The sequence below is a fragment of the Thioclava marina genome, assembly GCF_002020135.1.
In the GTDB taxonomy this organism is placed as follows: Bacteria; Pseudomonadota; Alphaproteobacteria; order Rhodobacterales; family Rhodobacteraceae; genus Thioclava; species Thioclava marina.
Genome location: NZ_MPZS01000001.1, coordinates 1,840,214 through 1,858,507, shown reverse-complemented (window position 1 = coordinate 1,858,507; position 18,294 = coordinate 1,840,214). Strand labels below are relative to the sequence as shown.

The following is an 18,294-nucleotide window of genomic DNA, read 5'->3' as shown; positions in this document are numbered from 1 at the left end:
GATTGTTGACGCCCGGTTAAATGGGAAAGTTGCGGGAAAGCCCGCAAAAATGGAGTTTTCAGTCGTAGCGATGCCAGATCGCACTCTCTCCGATCTTCGCGACGAAGGCGGCATGTGCTTCTGTTTCCTCGGCGGTGAGCCGGGGCGGAAGGGGCTCTGGACGGGGTTTCGGGCGCCAGGCTTCCTGAGATCCGGCGCCGGATTTCCGTCCGGTATCAACGGGTTGCAATCCAAATCCCGGCTGGCGCCCACCGATCAGCTCAAGATAAACCTCGGCCAGAATCTCGCTATCAAGCAATGCGCCGTGCAAAGTCCGGGACGAGTTGTCGATGCTGAACCTGCGGCAAAGCGCATCAAGCGTCGCGGGCGAGCCCGGAAACTTCCGTCGCGCCATCGCCAGAGTGTCGAGCGCGCGCTGATCCTCGATCAGCGGCATCCCGGCCCAGCGGAGCTCGGCGTTGAGGAATTTCATGTCGAACCTGGCGTTGTGGATCACTAGCACGGAATCCGTGCCGATGAATTCAAGAAATTCCAGGCCGATCTGCGCGAATTTCGGTTTGTCCGAGAGAAATTCGTCGCCCAACCCGTGAACCTGAAAGGCCTCCTGCGGCATCGAGCGTTCGGGGTTGATATATTGGTGATAGGTGTTGCCCGTCGGCATGTGATTGAACAGCTCGACCGCGCCGATCTCGACGATGCGGTGTCCTTCCTCGGGCTCGAAGCCGGTGGTTTCGGTATCGAGAACGATCTCTCGCATGGTGCTACCCCCTGAGTTTCGCAATCAGGTTTCGCACATCTCGGCGGGTGTCCTCAAGGTTCACTGTCTCGATAATGTAAGTCGCGCGGGCGCGTTTGTCGGCGTCGGGCATCTGCCGCGAAAGGATGAAATCGAGCTGATCCTCGGTCATGCCGGGACGGGCAAGGACGCGAGCGCGTTGCACCTCGGCCGGGGCCGAGACCACAAGCGTCGCGTCGCAGCTTTTATCGGCACCGGTCTCGAACAGAAGCGGGATATCAAGCAAGATCAGATCGGCGCTGCGGTGATCCGCGATGAATGCTTCACGTGACGCGGTAGTCAGCGGATGTACGATCGATTCAAGGCGGGATAGAGCCTGTTTATCGGCGGAAAGGATCTCTTTCAGCGCGCCACGATCGACCGCACCCTCGATGATCGCAGAAGGAAAAACCGCAGCAATTGGGGCGACCGCGGCCCCGCCTTTTTCATAGAGCTCATGCACGGTGCGATCCGCATCCCAGACCGGAACGCCTTCCTCGGCGAACATCGCGGCGGTCGTGGATTTGCCCATCCCGACCGAACCTGTCAGCCCGAGAAGGAAGGGGCGGCTCATGCGTTCAGGACCGCGTCGCGCAAGCCATCCGTGACTTCGGGGCGCTGACCGAACCAGCGTTCGAAACCGGGGACGGCCTGATGCAGAAGCATGCCGAGACCATCGACGACTACGCAGCCAGCCTCTTCGGCCTCGGTGAGGAATTTCGTCTTCAGCGGCGTGTAGACGATGTCGCAGCACGTCGCACCGGGCTTGAGCGCATCGAGTGGCACGCGGAATTCCTGCTTGCCGACCATTCCGAGCGAGGTCGTGTTCACCACCGTCGTCGCATCTTCCAGCATATTGCCAGCCTGAACCCAGTCGTAGACGACGAGCCGTGCGCCGAATTCCGCCCGCAACGCATCGGCACGGGCGCGAGTACGGTTCGAGATCCGGATCTCGGGTGCACCGCTTTCGAGAAGCGACGCCACAATCGCGCGCGCAGCCCCCCCTGCGCCGAGAACGGCCGCCGGTCCGGTCGCGGCATCCCAGCCGGGTGCATTCTGTTTCAGATTGGCGATGAATCCGTAGCCATCCGTATTGTCAGCGTAAATCTTTCCATCCGGGCGAAAGATCAGCGTGTTGGCGGCGCCGATCAGAGCGGCGCGGTCTGAAATTACGTCGGCGATTTCAAGCGCACGGATCTTGTGGGGAATCGTGACATTCACCCCGACGAACCCAGCCTTGGGCAGGGTGCGCAGAACGGTCTCGAGATCATCCGCAGCCACGTCGATCGGCACGTAATATCCCGTGATCCCGTATTGATCGAGCCAGTGACGAAACAGAACGGGCGAGCGGGAATGCGCGATCGGAGAGCCAATGACACCGGCCAGGGGAATCCTCGGATGATCACTCATGTCGTCAGCTCTCCTCGGGCATGCAGCCAATTCAGAAATTCGATCAGGGGCAGGCCCAGAACCGCAAAGTAGTCGCCTTGAACGCGGGAGAAAAGCCGAACGCCTTCTTCCTCCAGTTTGTAGCTGCCAACCGACCACCGGATACTGTCCCAGTTCCGCGTCACGTAATCGTCGATGAAAGCGTCGGACAACTCATGCATCGTCAGTCGCACCTCGCCCACATGGCGCCAAAGCGGTTCGCCATCGCGGATCGCGACCATGGCGGACAGGAGCTTGTGCGTCTGACCCGACAGGGCGCGCAACTGTTCCTTCGCCTCTTCGGGCGTGCCGGGCTTCGAAAACACCGCGCCCTTGAGTTCGAGCACCTGATCGGCCCCGATCACCAGGATACCCGGATTGCGTGAGGACAACTTCGCCGCCTTCATTTCCGCCAGGAAATCCGCCACGTCCCGCGGCTTTGCACCCTCTGCCTCGAGGCTGCGTTTGATCGCCTCTTCGTCAATGCGCGCCGGCTCGGCCGTCACGCTCAGACCGGCATTGCGCAACAGCTGGGCGCGGATTTCGGAGGCGGAAGCGAGAAGGATGTTCATGAAACTGTGGATAAGGGGCTGTAGAACTCTCTGGGCGAAACTGGGCATAACCGGGTTCGACCGATATCTCCACAAAATCCGGCACGTTCAGGGCAAGTTTACGAAAGTTTTCCACCTGGGGAATGCGCTTTTCCCCGGGTGGGGAAAAAATCGTTGATCCAGAAAATCATCCATAGGTTTATCCACAGGATGACCTAAGCGTAAAATTTTCATATGTCTTTTTATTTCAGATAGTTACGTCTCATCCGACGAAGAAATAATTCCCCGAGGGTGCGGCTTTTCCAACTGTGGAGAAATTGGTGATAAAGTGTTAATCCACATCATCAACAGGACCAACAACAACATCATCTCTTTTCTTATTTCTTTATTTTAGAAGAAGAGGAGATGACTCCCGGAGGCGAGATGACCGATTTCCTGAGCAACTGGTACCCTTGGATCAAAGCCTTGCACGTTATGTCGATCATCACGTGGATGGCTGGGCTGTTCTATCTTCCTCGGCTTTACGTCTACCACGTCGAGGGGCTGAACAAGAAAGGCATCGTGCGCGATACGGACCAGGAGCTTTTGTTTCGCCACCAGGAACGCCTCCTTCTGAAAGCCATCATGAATCCGGGTATGATCGCGAGCTGGCTCTTTGGTCTGATGCTGGTCTTTACCCCCGGGATCGTGGACTGGTCGACGATCTGGCCCTGGACCAAGGCGGTCGCGGTCCTCGGAATGACCTGGTTTCACATGTGGTGCGCGAAGGAACGCAAAGCGCTGGCCGACGGGTCGGCCGATCGCACGGGTCGCTATTACCGGATGATGAACGAGGTGCCGACGATCTTCATGATCGTGATCGTGTCCTCGGTGATCGTGAAATTCTAAGTTTCATTGACTCCGAGCGCTGTTGCGCTTATCTCCCGCTTTAAGCCCCGGCCGTCCTGGCCGACCGGTTTTTCAGACCATAGACAATCTTCCGCGCCTCCGGACCGCCCGGTGAGGCGCCTGCTTCAGGTGATGCCATGAGCGAAACCCGCCTCAATCTCTCCGATCTCAAAGCCAAGAGCCCCAAGGAGTTGCTGGCCCTGGCCGAAGAATGGGACGTCGAAAACGCCTCGACGATGCGCAAGGGCGAGATGATGTTCTCGATCCTGAAGGAGCACGCCGAGGATGACTGGGTCATCGGCGGGGATGGCGTGCTCGAAGTTCTGCAGGACGGGTTCGGCTTCCTGCGTTCGACCGAAGCGAACTATCTGCCGGGCCCGGATGACATTTACGTCTCGCCTGACATGATCCGCCAGCACAGCCTGCGCACCGGTGACACGGTCGAGGGTGTGATCCGCGCGCCGGGTGAGAATGAGCGTTACTTCGCGCTGACCAAGGTCGAGCAGATCAACTTCGAAGAGCCTGAGAAAGCGCGCCACAAGGTGGCCTTCGACAACCTCACGCCGCTTTATCCCGATGAGCGTCTGAAGATGGAAATCGAGGATCCGACGATCAAGGATCGCTCGGCCCGGATCATCGACCTCGTCGCACCGATCGGGAAGGGGCAGCGCTCGCTGATCGTGGCGCCGCCGCGTACGGGTAAGACGGTTCTTCTCCAGAACATCGCGCATTCGATCGAGCGCAATCACCCCGAGTGCTACCTGATCGTTCTGCTCATCGACGAACGCCCGGAAGAGGTGACCGACATGCAGCGTTCGGTGAAGGGTGAGGTGATCTCCTCGACCTTCGACGAACCGGCAACGCGTCACGTGGCCGTCTCGGAGATGGTGATCGAGAAGGCCAAGCGTCTGGTCGAACACAAGCGCGACGTGGTGATCTTGCTCGATTCGATCACCCGTCTGGGTCGCGCCTTCAACACCGTTGTTCCCAGCTCGGGCAAGGTGCTGACGGGTGGTGTGGACGCCAACGCGCTGCAACGCCCCAAGCGCTTCTTCGGTGCGGCGCGGAACATCGAAGAGGGTGGCTCGCTGACGATCATCGCGACCGCGCTGATCGATACCGGCTCGCGCATGGACGAGGTTATCTTCGAAGAGTTCAAGGGTACGGGTAACTCGGAAATCGTGCTCGACCGCAAGGTCGCTGACAAGCGCGTCTTCCCGGCAATGGACATTCTCAAGTCCGGCACCCGGAAAGAGGATCTGCTCGTCGATCAGAAAGATCTGCAGAAGACCTATCTGCTGCGCCGCATCCTGAACCCGATGGGCACCACGGATGCGATCGAGTTCCTGATCTCGAAGCTCAAGCAGACCAAGACGAACTCGGAATTCTTCGACTCGATGAACGGCTGAGGCCGTCCTATCTTCCCTTGGGAAGAGGATTGCGATGGACACGATCTTTGCTCTGGCCACGGCCCGCGGAAAAGCGGGCGTGGCCGTCATTCGTATTTCGGGACCGCTGGCCTGGGAGGCTGCGCGCGCGCTGGCAGGATCGCTGCCGGAGCCGCGTCTGGCCGGGCTGCGCAAGCTGCGGCTGGCGGGCGAAGAGCTCGATGAGGCTGTCGTGCTGTGCTTCGAGCAGGGCGCGAGCTTTACCGGCGAAGAGGTCGCTGAGTTGCATATCCACGGCGCTATCGCGACCGTTTCGGCTGTGCTGCGGGCCTTGGGGCAGATCGACGGTCTACGCTTGGCCGAGCCGGGGGAGTTTACCCGGCGCGCACTGGAAAATGAGCGGTTGGATCTGTCACAGGTCGAAGGCCTGTCCGATCTGATCGAAGCCGAGACCGAGGCGCAGCGTAAACAGGCGCTGAAGGTTCTGTCGGGCGCGGTGGGTGATCTGGTTGAAGATTGGCGCGCGAAACTGATCCGGGCGGGGGCTCTGATCGAGGCGACGATCGACTTTGCCGATGAAGAGGTGCCGGTCGATGTTTCGCCCGAAGTGCTTGAACTGATTGACGCTGTGGCCTCAGGGTTGCGCGACGAATTGCGGAGGATCGGGGCAGCGGAACGTATTCGCGAAGGCTTCGAGGTGGCGATCGTCGGGCGGCCGAATGCCGGGAAATCCACGCTGCTCAATGCGCTCGCGGGTCGCGAGGCAGCGATCACCTCGGAGATTGCGGGTACGACGCGCGATGTGATCGAGGTGCGCATGGAGATCGGCGGACAGGCGGTTACTTTGCTCGACACCGCAGGCTTGCGCGAAACCGAGGACGTGGTGGAAGCGATCGGAGTGGAGCGTGCGCTCGACCGGGCACGACAATCCGACCTGCGGCTGTTTCTGCTCGACGGAGCGGAAGTCCCCCTGATCACGCCCGAGCCGGGCGATCTGGTCGTTCACGGCAAGGCCGATGTCGCGCCGAACAAAGGGTTGAGCGTCTCCGGTAAGACCGGGGCGGGGCTGACGGCACTTCTGGCGGCAATCGAAGAGCGGCTGTCCGGGCTCAGCGCGGGTGCAGGGGTCATGACGCGTGAGCGCCACAGGGTTGCGATGGAGCGTGCATTCGGGGCTTTGGAATCAGCGCGAGATGAGGTATTGCGCGGGTCTGACCGGAGTGAGCTGGCGGCGGAATCGCTGCGCCAGGCCACGTGGGCGCTGGAGGCGCTGCTCGGTCGGGTGGATGTCGAGAACCTTCTGGATGAGATTTTCTCGAGCTTCTGCATCGGCAAGTAAGGAGTGTTTCACGTGAAACATTACGACGTCATCGTGATTGGCGGCGGGCACGCCGGTACCGAGGCAGCCCATGCGGCGGCCCGGATGGGCGCGAATACTGCGCTGGTGACCTTGCGGGCCGATGCGATCGGGGTGATGTCGTGCAACCCGGCGATTGGCGGGCTAGGCAAGGGTCACCTCGTGCGCGAGATTGACGCGCTGGATGGCGTTATGGGGCGGATCGCGGACGAGGCAGGAATTCAGTTTCGCTTGCTGAACCGTCGGAAGGGGCCTGCCGTGCAAGGCCCGCGCGCTCAGGCCGACCGCAAACTCTACCGCGAAGCGGCGCAGCGTTTGACCGAAGCTCAACCGAATCTGACGGTGATCGAGGGGGAGGTTACTGATCTTCGCGTCGAAGGCGGCCGTGTGACCGGTGTAAGTCTGGCCGATGGCGTGCAGCTTGATTGCCGCGCTGCCATTTTGACCTCCGGGACGTTCCTGAACGGTGTCATCCATATCGGGGATCAGAAACGCGCTGGTGGGAGGATCGGCGATAAACCATCGGTCGCTCTGGCAGAGCGGCTGAAGTCGCTGGATCTTCCGCTTGGACGGCTCAAAACGGGCACGCCACCGCGGCTCGATGGGAAAACGATCGACTGGTCGCGACTGGAGACGCAGCCGGGCGACGATGATCCGGTGATGTTTTCTTTCCTGAACCGGAAACCGTCCGTGCGGCAGATCGCTTGCGGGATCACCCACACGAACGAGAAAACGCATGAGATCATCCGGACGAACCTCGATCGTTCTGCGATGTATGGCGGCCACATCTCGGGAGTAGGGCCGCGTTATTGCCCTTCGATCGAGGACAAGATCGTGCGGTTTGCCGAGAAGACCTCGCACCAGATCTTCCTCGAGCCGGAAGGGCTCGACGACGACACGATCTATCCGAACGGGATTTCCACCTCTCTGCCGGTCGAGGTTCAGGAGGATTACGTTCACTCGATCTTCGGTCTGGAGGATGCGAGGATTCTCCAGCCCGGGTATGCGATCGAATATGATTTCGTCGATCCGCGTGCGCTCGATCTCTCTTTGCAGCTGCGTGCGCTTCCAGGTCTATATCTTGCGGGTCAGATCAATGGAACCACAGGATATGAGGAGGCAGCAGCGCAAGGCTTGGTCGCAGGCCTCAATGCGGCGCTTGCCGCCCGCGATGCGGAGCCGGTTCATTTCAGCCGGACCTCAAGCTATATCGGCGTGATGATCGACGATCTCGTGTCGCGCGGCGTGACCGAACCCTATCGCATGTTCACCTCGCGGGCCGAGTTCCGACTGACGCTGCGCGCGGATAACGCTGATCAGCGTCTGACGCAGATGGGGATCGATTTGGGGTGTGTTGGCGACGCGCGGCGCACTGCCTTCGAAGCGAAGATGGACGGGCTCACGGTGGGTCGTGAGCTGATGGAGTCGATTGTCCTCACGCCGAAGGCTGCGAAGGATAAAGGGTTCAAGGTCAATCAGGACGGGAGTCGCCGCTCGGCGTTCGACCTTCTGTCTTTTCCCGATATCACGATGGATCAGCTGCAAGAGGCGCTGCCTGAGCTCGCTGAACTGCCGCCTGATGTGGCGGGGCAGCTCTCGATCGATGCGCTTTATGCCAATTACGTTGCGCGCCAGCAGCTTGATGCCGCATCTCTTAAGCGTGACGAGGGTTGGGAAATTCCGGAGGGGTTCGACTATTCCGCGCTCAATGGGCTGTCGAATGAACTCAAGGCAAAGCTGGAGCGCGCCCGCCCGCATACGCTCGGCCAGGCCGGACGGGTGGACGGCGTGACCCCGGCAGCACTCACGCTGATCCTCGCCAAGCTTCGCCAGGCCAAGCGGGAAAGAACGGCATGAGCCAGATCGAGGCGGAGCGCTTCGATGTTTCACGTGAAACATTGGAGCGGCTTGAAGCCTATGAGGCGCTGCTTGCGAAATGGAATCCGGCGATCAACCTCGTCTCGAAATCAACCTTGGCAGATACGTGGTCGCGACATTTTCTCGATTCGGCCCAACTTTTCGACCTGGCGCCGGTAGAAGCACAATCCTGGGCGGATCTTGGGGCAGGGGGCGGCTTTCCGGGCCTCGTTATTGCCGTTTTGTCGCTAGAGAAAGCGCCCGAGCGTGAGATTGTTCTCGTGGAATCCGACCTGCGTAAATCCGCGTTTCTCTCGACAGTGAGTCGCGAACTCGGGTTAAAAACCCGGGTTCTGGCCAAAAGAATTGAGGAAATCGAACCGCTCGGCGTCGAAATCCTATCCGCTCGCGCGCTTGCACCGCTCGTACAGCTTCTGGAATTTGCAGAGCGTCACTTGCGCCACGATGGGATCGCGCTCTTTCCGAAAGGCGCACGCTGGCAGGAAGAACTTGCACAAGCACGGGAAAGCTGGTCCTTTGATTGCGAGGCGAACCCAAGCCTGAGTGATCCGAACAGTGTTGTCCTCAAGATAAACGGAGCCAAGCGTGTCTGATCCAATTCGCGTGAAAGAGCCGAAGATCATAGCGATCGCGAATCAGAAGGGTGGGGTGGGCAAGACGACGACGGCGATCAATCTGGCGGCCGCGCTTGTCGAATCCGGGCGGAAAGTGATGCTGATCGACCTTGATCCGCAGGGAAATGCCTCCACAGGACTTGGTATCGAACCCGATCAGCGCGATATGACGACCTATGATCTTCTGATCGAAGACGCGCCGGTCTCGGCTGTTCTGCATAAAACCGAGATCGAGGGGCTCTACCTGTGTCCGGCCACAACCGACCTGTCTTCTGCGGATATGGAGCTCGTCTCGACCGAGAAGCGCAGCTATCTTCTTCACGATGCCCTACGACATCCTGATGTTGATACGTATGAATTCGACTACATCTTGATTGACTGCCCGCCGTCGCTCAGTCTCCTGACGGTTAACGCGATGGTCGCGGCGCATTCGGTTCTGGTGCCCCTCCAGGCAGAGTTTTTCGCACTCGAAGGTCTTTCGCAGCTGATGCTGACGATCCGTGAGATCCGGCAAAGCGCCAATCGCAGCCTGCGGATCGAGGGCATCGTGTTGACGATGTATGATGTGCGCAACAACCTCTCGCAGCAGGTGGAGGCGGATGCGCGCGCGACGTTGGGAGAGTTGGTGTTTCGGACGATGATTCCGCGTAACGTGCGGGTATCCGAAGCGCCATCTTACGCGATGCCGGTGCTCAGCTATGACACCGCGTCGCGCGGGGCGGTTGCGTATCGCGCTTTGGCGAATGAGCTGATCTCGCGCCATGCGGCAGTGAAAAAGGGAGCATGATCCATGGCGGAAAAGCGCGAAAAACGGGGTCTCGGGCGTGGTCTGTCGGCGCTTATGGCCGATGTCGATCTCAATCCGCGCGAGCCGAGCGCTGCGCCGCGTCGCGCCGAGCAATATGTGCCGGTCGAGCGGATCGAACCCAATCCTGACCAGCCGCGCCGCGATTTCGAACCCGGAGCGCTGGAAGAGCTGGCGGCTTCGATTCGCGAGAAGGGCGTCATTCAGCCGCTGATCGTTCGCAAGCACCCGTCGAAGCCGGATCATTTCGAGATCGTTGCCGGCGAACGTCGTTGGCGCGCGGCTCAGATGGCCAAAGTGCATGAGCTGCCGATCATCCTGCGCGAGTTCAATGACACCGAAGTGCTCGAAGTCGCGATCATCGAGAACATTCAGCGCGCCGATCTCAATCCGTTGGAAGAGGCGCTTGCCTACAAGCAGTTGATGTCGCGGTTCGGCCATACACAAGAGAAGCTAGCCGAGGCGCTCTCGAAGAGTCGCAGCCATATCGCGAACCTGATGCGTCTCCTGCAATTGCCCGAAGAAGTGCAGACGTATCTGCGCGAGGGCAAACTTTCGGCCGGACATGCGCGGGCAATGATCACCGCGCCCGATCCGGTCGCGCTCGCGCGCCAGGCTGTGACGAAATCGCTGTCGGTGCGCGACGTCGAGCGTTTGGCAAAGAAAGCTGAGACGCCGGAGCGCGCTCCGCGACCGAAGCCTCAGAAGGATGCGGACACGCGGGCGCTGGAAGGGGATCTTTCGGCGACAATCGGGATGAAGGTCGCAATCGAACACAGCAGCAACGGCTCAGGCAAGCTGGTGGTGTCATATGACGATCTTGAGGAGCTCGATCGGCTGTGCCAACTCCTCAGCGGTGGCCATTGATCAGCTATTCGGCCGCGTCCAGATGAAGATGGAGACGGCGATGAGAGTCGCCGCCTGAATCGCCAAAAGCATCGGCTTCAATCCAATCACCACCGAAATGGCGAAAGCTGCCGCAATCGAGATCGACGCCGCAATCTTGGCGCGCTTCGAGATCGCGCGGCGCTCTTGCCAATCTTGGATGGAAGGTCCGAAGCGCGGGTGGGTGATCAGCCATTGGTGCAGCCGCTCGGAGGATTTGCCGAAGAAGAAAGCCGCAAGCAGCATCAGCGGCACGGTCGGTAAGAGTGGAAGAAATATCCCGATCACTCCAATCGCGAAAGAAACCATGCCAAGGATGAGCCAGAGGATGCGCATCAGGGCATCAGCTCCCGAATGATGGCGTTGAGAACCGGTCGGCCATCCTTTGTCGCACAAATTCGACCCTGTTGCTGCGTAATCATGCCGATTTCTTCGAGATGAGCGATAGCATCCGGGTCAAGCGGAGCGCCGGAAATCTGCTCGAACCTCGCCATTTCAAGCCCCTCGGACAGTCGCATCGAAAACAGAAGATACTCGATCGCCTGCTCCGCGTCATCCAGCGCTTCCCGCGTGTTTTCGCCGCTCCCTGTTTCTTCGACTCGTTTGAGCCACTCACCAGGCGCTTTCGGCGTTTCGGTCGCGTGGCGGCGACCGTCTATCGTTAGCCGCCCGTGGGCACCCGGGCCGATCCCGACATAGTCGCCATAGCGCCAATAGATCAGATTGTGCCGACTTTCCGCGCCCGAATGCGCGTGATTAGAGGTCTCATAGGCTGGAAAACCGTGCTTTTCACAGATTTCCTGCGTCAGAAAATACATATCCGCCGCGCTTTCGTCCTGTGGCAGCCCGGGAAGCTTGCCCAAATCGTGACGAGCACCGAAAACCGTGCCAGGTTCGATCGTCAGCTGATAGAGCGACAGGTGGTCGATCGCCATGCTCAGTGCTTCGTTCAATTCCGCGCCCCAGGCATCGGGCGTTTGATGCTGGCGCGCATAGATCAGGTCGAAGCTGACGCGGTCGAACTGGTTGCGTGCAATATCGAACGCGCGGCGTCCCTCGGCCACCGAGTGCATTCGCCCGAGACGACGGAGATCGTCATCATTCAACGCCTGCATCCCCATCGAAATCCGGTTCACGCCAGCCTCGGAAAAGGCTCTAAACTTGCCTGAATCGATACTTGTGGGGTTTGCCTCAAGGGTTATTTCGAGATCGTTCGAAAGTGGCCAGGAGGCGCGGATCCTGTCGAGGATCGCGGCGACAAGATCGGGATCCATCAGCGAGGGCGTGCCCCCACCGAAGAAGACCGTGTTCAGAATTCGGCCTTCGGTTTCCCGTGCGGCGCGGTCGATTTCGGTCAGGTAGGCAGATTGCCAGCGTTTCTGGTCAATCGTGGTCGCGACATGCGAATTGAAGTCGCAATAGGGGCATTTGGCGGCACAGAACGGCCAGTGAAGATAGAGGCCAAAGCCCCCATGCCGCCAATCTTCGATCATCCGCGGAAAGCCGTGACTTCGATCTCGACCTTCATCGCGGGGTTCACCAGACCAGCGACGATCATCGTGGCGGCGGGGCGGATCTCACCGAATGCATCGCCGAGCGCGGGGATGATCTCTTCCACGTAGGACGGGTCGGTGATGATGTAATTCGCCCGGACGACATCGCTCATCGAAAAGCCCGCCTTTTCCAGCACGCCGCGGATCGTCGCGAGTGTATTTCGAGCCTGTTCCAGCACGGAATCGGGGAGAACCTTGGTTTCCGGGTCCGCGCCAGTGGTGCCCGCAACGAAGCACCAGTCGCCTTGAACGACGGCGCGCGAATAGCCGAGTTTCGGCTCATAGGGCGAACCGCCCGAGATATTTTGCCGCTTGGACATGTCAGGCCTCGAAAATTTTCACGAATTTGCGGAAAGCATCTGCGCGATGCGAGATCTCGTTCTTCTGCTCGGCGTCCATCTCGGCGAAAGTCAGGTCGTAACCGTCGGGCTGGAACATCGGATCGTAGCCATGACCAAGCTTGCCGCGCATCGGCCAGACGAGCTGACCTTCAACGCGGCCTTCGAACACTGCATCGTGCCCGTCCGGCCAGGCAAGAACGAGCGTCGCGCGGAACCGGGCGGTGCGCGGCGCGGGCGCAGCGATCTCGTCGCAAGCTTTCCAGGTCTTTTCCATCGCCATGGTAAAGTCGCGCCCGGTCGGCGTGGTCGCCCAATCGGCGGTGTAAACGCCCGGCGCGCCGTTCAGGCAATCGACCTCGATCCCGGAATCATCGGCCAAAGCGGGCAGGCCGGTCGCATTCGCCGCGGCATGGGCCTTGATCCGGGCATTGCCGACGAAGGTGCTCTCGGTCTCTTCGGGCTCGGGGAGGTTCATCTCCTTCGCGCCGACAACCTCGATGCCGAAGGGCTCGAGGATCGCCTTGATCTCCTCGAGCTTGCCCGCGTTATGCGTGGCGACCAGCAGTTTCTTGTCGGTGAAGGCCCTCATGCGGTAGCGGCCTTTTGTGCGGTCACGAGCTGGGCGACACCTGCCTCGGCCAGATCGAGCAGCCTGGTCATCTGATCGCGCGAAAAAGTCGCGCCCTCGGCCGACATCTGTACTTCGATCAGTTTGCCCGCGCCGGTCATGATGAAATTCCCGTCCGTGCCCGCTTCGCTATCCTCGGCATAATCGAGATCGGCGACGGGCTGGCCCGCATAGATGCCGCAGGAAATCGCCGCGACATGGTCCATCAGCGGATCGGAAGTGCAGGCGCCGGTCTTCAGCAGCTTGTTCACCGCCAGACGCAGGGCGACCCAACCGCCGGTGATCGAGGCGCAGCGCGTGCCGCCATCAGCCTGGATCACATCGCAATCGACGACGATCTGACGCTCACCCAGCGCGGAACGATCGACGCCAGCGCGCAGTGCACGACCGATAAGGCGTTGAATTTCGACGGTTCTGCCGCCTTGCTTACCCGCAGCCGCTTCACGGCGGTTTCGGGTGTTGGTCGCGCGCGGCAGCATCCCGTATTCCGCCGTCACCCAGCCAAGGCCCGAGCCCTTCAGGAATGAAGGCGCACGATCCTCGATCGTCGCCGTGCACAGCACATGGGTGTCGCCCATCTTGATCAGGCACGAGCCTTCAGCGTGTTTCGTCACACCAGTCTCGATTGAAATCGGGCGAAGTTCACTTAACTCTCTGCCGGAAGGGCGCATGGTGTGGTCCTCTCTTCGTGGTTACGGCCTCATTTGATCGTGCCGGAGATGCGATGCAACCCCTCTGCCGCGATTGACCTCCGGCTTCACGCAGCTTTAATTCAACATGGATGAAGCGCGATGAGTGAACAGAACAACATTCTCTCCGAATTGAACGACCGCTCCCGCGAAGTGTTTCGCCGGGTGGTCGAGGGCTATCTGTCGACCGGCGACCCGGTCGGTTCGCGCACGCTGACGCGCGCGATGAGCGAGAAGCTCTCGGCGGCGACGATCCGCAACGTGATGCAGGATCTCGAATATCTCGGGCTTCTTGACAGTCCGCATGTCTCGGCGGGGCGGATTCCGACGCAGATGGGGCTGCGGCTTTTCGTCGACGGGGTGATGGAGGTGAACCATCTCGGAGATGAGGACCGCGCCGCGCTCGATGCGACGATGGGCGCGAATTCCGGCGATGTAGGGTCTTTGCTGGATCGCGTGTCGAACGCGCTTTCGGGGATGACGCAAGGGGCGAGCCTCGTGCTCGCGCCAAAACACGAAGCGCCGATCCGGCATATCGAGTTCGTCTCGCTCGCGCCCGATCGGGCACTGGTCGTGTTGGTCTTCGCCGATGGGCAGGTCGAGAACCGGGTTTTCACACCCCCGATCGGTCAGACACCGTCCTCGATGCGCGAGGCCGCGAATTTCCTGAATGCGATGGCCGAGGGGCGCACACTTTCGGAGCTGCGCGGCCATATCCAGCGCGAAATCGCCAAGCACCGTTCCGAGATCGATTCGCTCGCGACAGCACTGATCGACAGCGGCCTGGCCGCCTGGGAGAACAAGGGCGAGAGCTACGAGCGACTGATCGTACGCGGACGGGCGAATTTGCTGGGCTCGGAGGACGATCTCGACCGCATTCGCTCGCTCTTCGATGACCTCGAACGCAAACGCGACATTGCCGAATTCCTCGATCTGGCCGAAGATGGCGAAGGCGTGCGCATTTTTATTGGCTCGGAGAACAAACTTTTCTCTCTTTCGGGTTCCTCTTTGGTGGTCTCTCCATATATGAACGCTGACCGAAAGATCATCGGTGCGGTCGGTGTGATCGGGCCCACGCGGCTCAATTACGGGCGGATCGTGCCGATCGTGGATTACACAGCGCAACTGGTCGGGCGGATGATTTCCGGCCAGGGCAAAGGGTGAATGGCATGAGCGAGAAGAAAGACGAGATTGCCGAAGATCAGGCGCAGATTGACGAGACGTTCGAAGATGTGATGGCCGAAGAGGCTGATGAGTTCGAGGCGTTGCGGGCCGAGCGTGACGAATTTCGCGACCGATTCATGCGCGCGCTGGCCGATGCCGAGAATGCGCGCAAGCGGGCGGACAAGGAACGTCAGGAGGCCTCGAACTACGGGGGCACGCGCCTCGCACGTGACATGCTGCCGGTGTTCGACGCGCTCTCGCGGGCCTTGGAGGCAGCGAATGAAGAGGTGCGTGCCCAAGCAGGCGCGCTCGTCGAAGGTGTCGAGCTGACACAGCGCGAGCTTCTGAATGTTTTCGGACGCCACGGCATCACCGCCGTCAAGCCCGAGCTGGGCGAGAAATTCGACCCGCAAATGCATGAGGCGATGTTCGAAGCACCGGTGCCCGGCACAAAGGCCGGAGATATTATTCAGGTCATGGAAAACGGGTTCATGATCCACGACCGGCTGCTGCGGCCGGCGAAAGTGGGCGTGAGCTCCACGCCGAAGAGCTGATCGGATAGGCTGGGGGCGCTGCCCCCAGACCCCCGAGGTATTTTTCGCAAGATGAAGATCACTCCTTGAGAAGGGCGCGCAACTCGTAAAGAGCGTCGAGCGCTTCCTTGGGCGTCATGTCATCGGGAATCAGCGTTTTCAGCCGCTCTTCGAGCTCTGTATTGCCTTGCGGCTTTGGTGCCGGCTGCGGTGAATTAGAGACTGAAAACAACGGCAGATCATCAATCACCGCCTGTTTCTTGCCGCCCCCTTCACGCTCGCCTTTTTCCAGCGCATCGAGCACCACGCGGGCACGCTCCACGACGGAATTAGGCAGGCCCGCGAGGCGGGCGACCTGAACCCCATAGGAACGATCGGCGGCGCCTTTGCGGACCTCGTGGAGGAAGATCACCTCGCCTTCCCATTCCTTCACCGCGACGGTGGCGTTCTCCACACCGTCGAGCTTGGCCGAAAGCGCGGTCATCTCATGGTAATGGGTGGCGAAAAGCGCGCGGCAACGGTTCGCGCCGTGCAGATGTTCCATCACTGCCCAGGCGATCGAGAGCCCGTCATAGGTGGCTGTTCCGCGGCCGATTTCGTCGAGGATGACGAGGGCGCGGTCATCCGCCTGATTCAGGATCGCGGCGGTTTCCACCATTTCCACCATGAAGGTCGAGCGCCCGCGCGCGAGATCGTCCGCCGCGCCGACGCGGCTGAAGAGCTGCGAGACGAGGCCGATATGCGCGGATTTCGCCGGAACGAAGCTGCCGGCCTGTGCGAGGAGCGCAATCAGGGCGTTCTGGCGCAAGAAGGTCGATTTACCGGCCATGTTCGGACCGGTGAGCAGCCAGATCGCGGGCGTCGTGCCTTCGGTTAGTTCGCAGTCATTGGCAATGAAGGGCTCGCCGGACCTCTTCAGCGAGGCTTCGACGACCGGATGGCGTCCGCCCTCGATGACGAAGGCGCGGCTGTCATCGACTTGTGGTTCTGCCCAGTCCTCGGCCCGCGCGAGCGTCGCAAAGGCAGTTGCAAGGTCAATCTCGGCCAGGGCGCGCGAGGCTTCGTTGATCGGGCCGGCGTGATCCAGAATGGCGCTTTTGAGGCTGGAATAGAGCCTTTTTTCGATCTCGAGCGCGTGGTTGCCCGCGTTCAGGATGCGGGTCTCGATCTCGCTCAGTTCGACGGTCGTGAAACGCACCTGGTTCGCGGTGGTCTGGCGATGGATGAAGCGCTCTGACAGCGGAGGAGCAAGCATCTTCTCGGCATGGGTGGCCGTGGTTTCGATGAAATAGCCCAAAACATTGTTGTGCTTAATCTTGAGCGAATTGATCCCCGTGGCCTCGATATAGTCGGCCTGCATTTTCGCGATCACGCCGCGGCCTTCGTCGCGCAGCTGTCGGGTTTGATCGAGCTCGTCGTCATAGCCAGCGGCGATGAAGCCGCCGTCGCGCGCGAGCAGCGGCGGTTCGGCGATCAGGGCCGCATCGAGAAGCGCGGTCAGGCTTTCATGGCCGACCAATGCCTTGGCCACACCGGAGAGAAGATCCGGTGCATCGACCGAGCCAAGCGCCCCGGCGATCCGTTCGGCCTGTTCCAGACCATTGCGGATCGCGGCCATGTCACGCGGGCCGCCCCGATCGAGCGCGAGGCGCGACAGGGCGCGGTCCATGTCGGGGCAGCGTTTGAGATCGGCGCGCAGATCCTCGGCGAAACGGGTCGCTTCGAGCAGGAAGCGGACGGCATCGTGACGGGCGTGGATTTCCGAGAGCTTGCGGGAAGGCGCGGACAGACGCCGTTCGAGCAGTCGCGCACCGCCAGCAGTCACGGTGCGGTCGATCGCGTTGAGAAGTGAGCCGTCGCGCCCGCCAGACAAGGCCTGCGTCAGTTCCAGATTGCGCCGGGTCGCGGCGTCGATCTGCATCGCGGCGCCGCTTTCCTCGTGGATCGGGCGGCGCAGCAGGGGAAGTTTCCCTTTCTGGGTGATCTCGAGGTAATCGACGATCGCGCCCATCGCCGCCATTTCGGCGCGGGTAAAACTGCCGAAAGCGTCGAGCGAGCCGACGGAATAGAGCGTTTGCAGCCGCGTCTCGGCGGCCTGACTGTCGAAGCTCGCGCGCGAAAGTGGGGTCATCGCGGCGCGCATATCAGATACTATTTCAGCGCAATCCGCCTCTTTCGCATCGCTGACAAGCACTTCGCGCGGGGCGAGGCGCGCAAGCTCGGGTCCCAGTCGCGACAGCGGGCAGGGTGTTACGCGAAACTCGCCCGTGGAGATATCGACCCAAGCCAGCGCGGCCTCGTCGCGGACCTCTGCCCAGGCGGCGAGGAAGTTGTGGCGGCGTGCTTCGAGCAGGCTTTCCTCGGTCAGCGTGCCGGGGGTCACCAACCGCACCACGTCGCGCTTCACGACCGATTTCGAGCCCCGCTTCTTCGCCTCGGCCGGATCTTCCATCTGTTCGGCGATCGCGACGCGGAAGCCCTTGCGGATCAGGGTCAGCAGGTAGCCCTCGGCGGCGTGAACCGGCACGCCGCACATCGCGATATCCTCGCCCAGATGCTGGCCGCGCTTAGTCAGGGCGATATCGAGGGCGGCCGCCGCATCGACCGCATCCTGAAAGAACATCTCGTAGAAGTCGCCCATCCGGTAAAACAGGAGCGCGCCCGGATTGGCCTCCTTGATCCCCAGATATTGCTCCATCATCGGTGTGACGGTCGGCTTGGCCATGTGCCCCCCAAATCGCTGTCGGGCGACCCTACAAAACCCCGGATTCGGGCGCAATTCCGTTGAGTGGACGTTCACGGGACGTTAAGAGGGGC

At 60.8% G+C, this 18,294-nt stretch carries 19 protein-coding genes; 9 read left to right on the top strand and 10 right to left on the bottom strand.

All coding sequences use genetic code 11. The features are described from left to right. Positions 1-58: 58 nt before the first annotated feature. The 4 genes from dnaQ to BMG00_RS08975 are packed head-to-tail and all read right to left on the bottom strand — an operon-like array spanning position 59 to position 2,775. A complete protein-coding gene (dnaQ, locus tag BMG00_RS08990; protein WP_078574075.1) occupies positions 59-757 on the bottom strand; it encodes a DNA polymerase III subunit epsilon in 699 nt (232 codons plus the stop codon). A gap of 4 nt (positions 758-761) precedes the next feature. Further along, complete coding sequence (gene coaE, locus BMG00_RS08985; RefSeq protein ID WP_078574074.1) at positions 762-1,349, bottom strand: dephospho-CoA kinase; 588 nt, start codon at positions 1,347-1,349, stop codon at positions 762-764. Beyond that, positions 1,346-2,185 carry a shikimate dehydrogenase gene (locus tag BMG00_RS08980; protein ID WP_078526576.1) on the bottom strand — a complete coding sequence of 280 codons (840 nt, stop codon included), beginning with the start codon at positions 2,183-2,185 and terminating at the stop codon, positions 1,346-1,348. The genes coaE and BMG00_RS08980 overlap by 4 nt, the downstream gene beginning before the upstream one ends. Further along, positions 2,182-2,775, bottom strand: coding sequence for a Maf family protein (locus BMG00_RS08975; protein ID WP_078574073.1), 594 nt, complete (start codon positions 2,773-2,775; stop codon positions 2,182-2,184). Before BMG00_RS08975 ends, BMG00_RS08980 begins: the two co-directional genes overlap by 4 nt. Positions 2,776-3,177: 402 nt before the next feature. Between BMG00_RS08975 and BMG00_RS08970 the strand changes: the two genes are divergently transcribed. The 7 genes from BMG00_RS08970 (at position 3,178) to BMG00_RS08940 (ending at position 10,551) form a co-directional block, all read left to right on the top strand. After that, the gene (locus BMG00_RS08970) at positions 3,178-3,642 is read left to right on the top strand and encodes a CopD family protein (RefSeq protein ID WP_078574283.1); all 465 of its coding nucleotides are present in this window, start codon (positions 3,178-3,180) and stop codon (positions 3,640-3,642) included. Between the two features lie 137 nt (positions 3,643-3,779). After that, positions 3,780-5,051 (top strand): transcription termination factor Rho, encoded by a 1,272-nt coding sequence (gene rho / locus BMG00_RS08965; protein WP_078526572.1) that lies wholly within the window; start codon positions 3,780-3,782, stop codon positions 5,049-5,051. Between the two features lie 34 nt (positions 5,052-5,085). After that, positions 5,086-6,369, top strand: coding sequence for a tRNA uridine-5-carboxymethylaminomethyl(34) synthesis GTPase MnmE (gene mnmE / locus BMG00_RS08960; protein ID WP_078574072.1), 1,284 nt, complete (start codon positions 5,086-5,088; stop codon positions 6,367-6,369). A gap of 12 nt (positions 6,370-6,381) precedes the next feature. Continuing rightward, positions 6,382-8,244, top strand: coding sequence for a tRNA uridine-5-carboxymethylaminomethyl(34) synthesis enzyme MnmG (gene mnmG / locus BMG00_RS08955; protein WP_078574071.1), 1,863 nt, complete (start codon positions 6,382-6,384; stop codon positions 8,242-8,244). After that, a complete protein-coding gene (gene rsmG, locus BMG00_RS08950) occupies positions 8,241-8,858 on the top strand; it encodes a 16S rRNA (guanine(527)-N(7))-methyltransferase RsmG (RefSeq protein ID WP_078574070.1) in 618 nt (205 codons plus the stop codon). The genes mnmG and rsmG overlap by 4 nt, the downstream gene beginning before the upstream one ends. Next, positions 8,851-9,666, top strand: a complete 816-nt coding sequence (locus BMG00_RS08945) for a ParA family protein (RefSeq protein ID WP_078574069.1) — start codon at positions 8,851-8,853, stop codon at positions 9,664-9,666. The genes rsmG and BMG00_RS08945 overlap by 8 nt, the downstream gene beginning before the upstream one ends. Before the next feature lie 3 nt (positions 9,667-9,669). Next, positions 9,670-10,551, top strand: coding sequence for a ParB/RepB/Spo0J family partition protein (locus tag BMG00_RS08940; protein ID WP_078574068.1), 882 nt, complete (start codon positions 9,670-9,672; stop codon positions 10,549-10,551). Here BMG00_RS08940 and BMG00_RS08935 read toward each other — a convergent pair whose 3' ends face one another. Genes BMG00_RS08935 through rph form a run of 5 tightly spaced genes read right to left on the bottom strand, consistent with a single transcriptional unit; the run spans position 10,552 to position 13,762 of the window. Next, a complete protein-coding gene (locus BMG00_RS08935; RefSeq protein ID WP_078574067.1) occupies positions 10,552-10,905 on the bottom strand; it encodes a YbaN family protein in 354 nt (117 codons plus the stop codon). Continuing rightward, positions 10,905-12,059 carry a radical SAM family heme chaperone HemW gene (gene hemW, locus BMG00_RS08930; protein ID WP_078574282.1) on the bottom strand — a complete coding sequence of 385 codons (1,155 nt, stop codon included), beginning with the start codon at positions 12,057-12,059 and terminating at the stop codon, positions 10,905-10,907. The genes BMG00_RS08935 and hemW overlap by 1 nt, the downstream gene beginning before the upstream one ends. Continuing rightward, on the bottom strand, positions 12,059-12,442 hold the full coding sequence (locus BMG00_RS08925) for a RidA family protein (protein ID WP_078574066.1): 384 nt from the start codon (positions 12,440-12,442) through the stop codon (positions 12,059-12,061). The genes hemW and BMG00_RS08925 overlap by 1 nt, the downstream gene beginning before the upstream one ends. Position 12,443: 1 nt before the next feature. Further along, the gene (rdgB, locus tag BMG00_RS08920; protein WP_078574065.1) at positions 12,444-13,052 is read right to left on the bottom strand and encodes an RdgB/HAM1 family non-canonical purine NTP pyrophosphatase; all 609 of its coding nucleotides are present in this window, start codon (positions 13,050-13,052) and stop codon (positions 12,444-12,446) included. Continuing rightward, entirely contained in the window at positions 13,049-13,762 is a 714-nt protein-coding gene (gene rph, locus BMG00_RS08915; RefSeq protein ID WP_078526554.1) for a ribonuclease PH, read from the bottom strand. The genes rdgB and rph overlap by 4 nt, the downstream gene beginning before the upstream one ends. Before the next feature lie 120 nt (positions 13,763-13,882). Here rph and hrcA point away from each other — a divergent pair, with 120 nt between their 5' ends. Both hrcA and BMG00_RS08905 read left to right on the top strand, forming a co-directional pair. Beyond that, positions 13,883-14,944 (top strand): heat-inducible transcriptional repressor HrcA, encoded by a 1,062-nt coding sequence (hrcA, locus tag BMG00_RS08910; protein ID WP_078526552.1) that lies wholly within the window; start codon positions 13,883-13,885, stop codon positions 14,942-14,944. Between the two features lie 5 nt (positions 14,945-14,949). Further along, the gene (locus BMG00_RS08905) at positions 14,950-15,498 is read left to right on the top strand and encodes a nucleotide exchange factor GrpE (RefSeq protein WP_078574064.1); all 549 of its coding nucleotides are present in this window, start codon (positions 14,950-14,952) and stop codon (positions 15,496-15,498) included. Positions 15,499-15,556: 58 nt separating this feature from the next. On the opposite strand, the gene mutS is transcribed toward BMG00_RS08905, so the two are convergent. Continuing rightward, positions 15,557-18,202 (bottom strand): DNA mismatch repair protein MutS, encoded by a 2,646-nt coding sequence (gene mutS, locus BMG00_RS08900; RefSeq protein WP_078574063.1) that lies wholly within the window; start codon positions 18,200-18,202, stop codon positions 15,557-15,559. Positions 18,203-18,294 lie beyond the last annotated feature (92 nt).

Coding starts and splice junctions, on each gene's coding strand:
- dnaQ (WP_078574075.1), bottom strand. CDS start 757: ATGCGAGAGATCGTTCTCGATACCGAAACCACCGGCTTCGAGCCCGAG.
- coaE (WP_078574074.1), bottom strand. CDS start 1,349: ATGAGCCGCCCCTTCCTTCTCGGGCTGACAGGTTCGGTCGGGATGGGC.
- BMG00_RS08980 (WP_078526576.1), bottom strand. CDS start 2,185: ATGAGTGATCATCCGAGGATTCCCCTGGCCGGTGTCATTGGCTCTCCG.
- BMG00_RS08975 (WP_078574073.1), bottom strand. CDS start 2,775: ATGAACATCCTTCTCGCTTCCGCCTCCGAAATCCGCGCCCAGCTGTTG.
- BMG00_RS08970 (WP_078574283.1), top strand. CDS start 3,178: ATGACCGATTTCCTGAGCAACTGGTACCCTTGGATCAAAGCCTTGCAC.
- rho (WP_078526572.1), top strand. CDS start 3,780: ATGAGCGAAACCCGCCTCAATCTCTCCGATCTCAAAGCCAAGAGCCCC.
- mnmE (WP_078574072.1), top strand. CDS start 5,086: ATGGACACGATCTTTGCTCTGGCCACGGCCCGCGGAAAAGCGGGCGTG.
- rsmG (WP_078574070.1), top strand. CDS start 8,241: ATGAGCCAGATCGAGGCGGAGCGCTTCGATGTTTCACGTGAAACATTG.
- BMG00_RS08940 (WP_078574068.1), top strand. CDS start 9,670: ATGGCGGAAAAGCGCGAAAAACGGGGTCTCGGGCGTGGTCTGTCGGCG.
- BMG00_RS08935 (WP_078574067.1), bottom strand. CDS start 10,905: ATGCGCATCCTCTGGCTCATCCTTGGCATGGTTTCTTTCGCGATTGGA.
- BMG00_RS08925 (WP_078574066.1), bottom strand. CDS start 12,442: ATGTCCAAGCGGCAAAATATCTCGGGCGGTTCGCCCTATGAGCCGAAA.
- rdgB (WP_078574065.1), bottom strand. CDS start 13,052: ATGAGGGCCTTCACCGACAAGAAACTGCTGGTCGCCACGCATAACGCG.
- rph (WP_078526554.1), bottom strand. CDS start 13,762: ATGCGCCCTTCCGGCAGAGAGTTAAGTGAACTTCGCCCGATTTCAATC.
- hrcA (WP_078526552.1), top strand. CDS start 13,883: ATGAGTGAACAGAACAACATTCTCTCCGAATTGAACGACCGCTCCCGC.
- BMG00_RS08905 (WP_078574064.1), top strand. CDS start 14,950: ATGAGCGAGAAGAAAGACGAGATTGCCGAAGATCAGGCGCAGATTGAC.
- mutS (WP_078574063.1), bottom strand. CDS start 18,202: ATGGCCAAGCCGACCGTCACACCGATGATGGAGCAATATCTGGGGATC.